The organism is Streptomyces sp. SID486 (genome assembly GCF_009865385.1).
Lineage (GTDB): Bacteria > Actinomycetota > Actinomycetes > Streptomycetales > Streptomycetaceae > Streptomyces.
Genome location: NZ_WWJT01000616.1, coordinates 1 through 3349, shown reverse-complemented (window position 1 = coordinate 3349; position 3349 = coordinate 1). Strand labels below are relative to the sequence as shown.

The following is a 3349-nucleotide window of genomic DNA, read 5'->3' as shown; positions in this document are numbered from 1 at the left end:
GCCACCTCAAGGCCCAGGGCGCGTGCCTCGGCGACGAAGTGGTCGAAGTCCTCGAGCGTGCCGAGGGCGGGGTGGACGGCGTCGTGGCCGCCCTCGGGCGAGCCGATCGCCCAGGGCACGCCGACGTCGTCGGGGCCGGCGGTGAGGGTGTTGTTGCGGCCCTTGCGGTGCGTGGTGCCGATCGGGTGGATCGGGGGCAGGTAGACGACGTCGAAGCCCATGTCGGCGATCGCCTCGAGCCGGCGGGCGGCGGTGCGGAACGTGCCGTGCGGCCGCTGCGCGGTGCCCTCCGAGCGCGGGAAGAACTCGTACCAGGAGCCGTACAGGGCGCGTTCGCGCTCCACCAGCAGCGGCATCGGGTCCGAGGCCGTCACCAGCTCCCGCAGCGGATACCGGTCCAGCACCGCCGCCACCTCCGGCGACAGCGCCGCCTTCAGCCGGTGGTGCACCGACAGGGAGTCGTCGCCGAGGGCCCGCGCCGCGGCCGACACCAGATCGCGCTCGGGTCCCCTGGGCACTCCGGCGGCGGCCCGCTCGTACAGCTCGGCACCCTCCTCCAGCACCAGACCGGTGTCGATCCCGGCCGGCACCTTCACGGACGCGACGTGCCGCCAGGTCGCCAGCGGGTCGCTCCACGCCTCCACCCGGAAGGTCCAGCGGCCGGTCGCGTCCGGGGTGACCTCGGCCCCCCACAGGTCGCTTCCGGGGGACAGCTCCCGCATCGGTGTCCACGGGCCGCGGCGGCCCTTCGGATCGCGCAGGACCACGTTCGCGCCCACGGCGTCATGCCCTTCACGGAACACGGTGGCCGTGACCTCGAAGGTCTCCCCGGCCACCGCTTTGGCCGGGCGCCTGCCGCACTCCACGGCCGGCCGGACGTCGCGTACCGGTACACGGCCGATGGCCGGGGTCCTGCGCATGTATCTCACCTCCGCCGTGCGCGAAGCCGGGCACCCGGCCCGGCTTCGCGATCCGATAGTCGGACCGATGTGAGCCGGTCCGAGGGGAACGCCTTGTACGGTGCCAGGTCAGGGGCTTGGCGCCGTGGAACGCCGCTCCGACGGCGGCGCTCTTCTGGCCGCGCGACGAGGCTGTGGCCGTGCGTCCTGCTCACGCAGATAGGTGACCAGGTTCGTGCGGAGATAGCGCTCGGCGGCGTCCGCGGCCTCGCGGGCGCAGCGTTTGCCCATCAGCACGCACAGGGTGTACCCCGAGTCCTCGAAAGTGGCCCGGACCGTGCGGTCGTGAGGCGAGGCGAGCATCACGCGCTCCCACGCCCGGTAACGCCGCAACTGCCGGGCCACTTCGGCCTTGGCGGGTAGCAGCATCGCCCTCTTCACCCTCCACGCTCTCGACTGGGCGCGTTCCCGACGGTCGGGTGGTGTCCGCGCAGGGGTGGGCACGGCACCGTTACGGCGATCGAGGCTTTCACTTATGGTGCACGCGCTGCGACGCAGCGTCTTGTTGGAGCTTCAACCAATGTGGGTGGCGGGCGCTCGTGTTGCACGAATGGCGTAGTGCCCTCACCGTGGAGGTGACTCAGAAGCGATCAACGCTCACGCTGTGTGTCCGGGATCCCTCCCGGACGGGGCAAGGGGAGCGGGAGCTTCGCCGGTGAGGAGCAAGCGACGATGAAGACCGCAGTGCCCTGCTACTACCACCTCGATGTGGAAGTCAGCCCGGAACGGGTGGTACAGGTCAGCCGCATCCTGGCCGCCCATCTCCGCTACTGGGATCTGGAGAACCTCGTGGATCCCGTCTGCCGCGGCGCCGAACTGCTGCTGCGGGCGATCGACGCGCACGCCACGGACAAGCACACCTCCATCGAGATGTGGTGGAACGGCCAGCACCTCATCACCGCCTTCGGTGACGACGACCCGGATCTGCGCCCCGACCAGGACCTGCGCTCCTGCCTGGCGGACATCGCCGCCATGAGCGACGGCTGGGGGTGCTGCGCCTCCGACACCGGCAGCAAGATCATCTGGTTCTCCCAGCGCGCCCGCAGCGGTGAACGCGTGCCCCTGGTGCCGCTCGCCCCCGCACCGACGCTGCGTACGGGGCTCACGGTGCCCCGCGTCGAGCGGGTGGCCGCGCTGGCCGCGCAGGCGCCCGCCGGTGACGACGCCCTGGAGGGCAGCCGGTGACCGCCCGCAAGAAGCGCGCAGGGGTGCCCGTCTGGAACGGGCACCCCTACCCGTTGGGTGCCTCGTGCGACGGGCAGGGCACCAACTTCGCCCTCTTCAGCGAGGTCGCCGAGCGGGTCGAGCTGATCCTCGTCGACGACAAGGGAGCCGAGACCGCCGTCCGGATGCACGAGGTCGACGGGTTCGTCTGGCACGCCTACCTGCCCGGCGTCGGCCCCGGCCGGCGCTACGGCTACCGGGTGCACGGCCCCTGGCAGCCCTCTCTCGGACACCGCTGCAACCCGGCGAAGCTGCTGCTCGACCCCTACGCGCGTGCCGTGGACGGCCAGATCGACAACCACGCCTCCCTGTACGAGCGCGCCCCGGACGGGCCCGCCCCGGCCGACAGCGCGGGCCACTCCATGCTGGGCGTGGTCACCGACCCGTCCTTCGACTGGGGCGACGACCGCCCGCCGAGGACGCCGTACGCGGAGTCGGTGATCTACGAGGCCCACGTCCGCGGCCTCACCCGTACCCACCCCGACGTCCCCGAGAGGCTGCGCGGCACCTACGCCGGCCTCGCGCACCCCGCCGTGACCGAGCACCTCACCTCGCTCGGGGTGACCGCGGTCGAGCTGATGCCGGTGCACCAGTTCGTGCAGGACGGCGTGCTCCAGGACCGCGGCCTGTCCAACTACTGGGGCTACAACACGATCGGCTTCTTCGCCCCGCACAACGCCTACGCCGCCTTCGGCACCCGCGGCGAGCAGGTCGACGAGTTCAAGTCGATGGTGAAGGCGCTGCACGCGGCCGGCCTCGAAGTCATCCTCGACGTGGTCTACAACCACACCGCCGAGGGCAACGAGCTGGGCCCCACCCTGTCGTTCCGGGGCATCGACAACGCCTCCTACTACCGCCTGGTCGACGGCGACTGGGAGCACTACTACGACACCACCGGCACCGGCAACAGCCTGCTGATGCGGCACCCCTACGTACTCCAGCTGATCATGGACTCGCTGCGGTACTGGGTGACCGAGATGCACGTCGACGGCTTCCGCTTCGACCTCGCGGCCACCCTGGCCCGGCAGTTCCACGAGGTGGACCGGCTCTCGGCGTTCTTCGACCTGATCCAGCAGGACCCGGTGATCAGCCGGGTCAAGCTGATCGCCGAACCCTGGGACCTGGGGGAGGGCGGCTACCAGGTGGGCAACTTCCCGCCGCTGTGG

Annotated in this window: 4 protein-coding genes; 2 read left to right on the top strand and 2 right to left on the bottom strand. The window is 71.2% G+C overall.

Features of this window, described 5'->3' with window-relative positions; genetic code table 11:
- Both GT045_RS28790 and GT045_RS28785 read right to left on the bottom strand, forming a co-directional pair.
- A partial coding sequence (locus GT045_RS28790; protein WP_161335973.1) for a maltotransferase domain-containing protein occupies positions 1–920 on the bottom strand: 920 nt, incomplete at its 3' end.
- A gap of 108 nt (positions 921–1028) precedes the next feature.
- Positions 1029–1328: a DUF5133 domain-containing protein gene (locus GT045_RS28785; protein WP_161294330.1), complete on the bottom strand. Its 300-nt coding sequence runs from the start codon at positions 1326–1328 to the stop codon at positions 1029–1031.
- 303 nt (positions 1329–1631) lie between these two features.
- On the opposite strand from GT045_RS28785, the gene GT045_RS28780 reads away from it, so the two are divergent.
- Positions 1632–2144: a pep a2 gene (locus tag GT045_RS28780; RefSeq protein WP_161294332.1), complete on the top strand. Its 513-nt coding sequence runs from the start codon at positions 1632–1634 to the stop codon at positions 2142–2144.
- Positions 2141–3349 (top strand): alpha-amylase family glycosyl hydrolase (locus GT045_RS28775; RefSeq protein WP_345942786.1); only part of this gene is annotated, 1209 nt, incomplete at its 3' end. The genes GT045_RS28780 and GT045_RS28775, both read left to right, overlap by 4 nt.